Origin of the sequence: Bacillus cereus group sp. BfR-BA-01355 (genome assembly GCF_022663675.1) — a bacterium.
Lineage (GTDB): Bacteria > Bacillota > Bacilli > Bacillales > Bacillaceae_G > Bacillus_A > Bacillus_A thuringiensis_S.
In genome coordinates this window covers 1-351 of record NZ_JAKUFY010000340.1, presented here as the reverse complement: position 1 = coordinate 351, position 351 = coordinate 1, and the positions used below count along the sequence as shown (strand labels likewise).

The following is a 351-nucleotide window of genomic DNA, read 5'->3' as shown; positions in this document are numbered from 1 at the left end:
ATATTTTGTGTCACTATTAGTTGAAACAGAAGTACAAGAACTTCCGAAAACACATTCTTACATTGGAATAGATGTAGGACTAAAAGATTTCGCTATTTTGTCAGATGGAACGCACTATGAAAATCCGAAGTTTTTCCGATCATTAGAAGATACGTTGGCGAAAGCACAGCGTGTTCTTTCTAGAAGAATGAAAGGATCTTCTCGCTGGAATAAACAACGAGTAAAGGTAGCTAGAATTCATGAATACATATCAAATGCTAGAAAAGATTACTTGGACAAAATTTCAACTGAAATCATCAAAAACCACGATGTTATCGGTATAGAGGATTTGCAAGTATCGAATATGTTAAA

General features: G+C 34.2%; 1 protein-coding gene. It reads left to right on the top strand.

Going from position 1 to position 351, the window contains the following annotated elements:
• On the top strand, positions 1 to 351 hold a 351-nt coding region (locus MR167_RS31940; RefSeq protein WP_242316275.1), incomplete at both ends, for an RNA-guided endonuclease InsQ/TnpB family protein.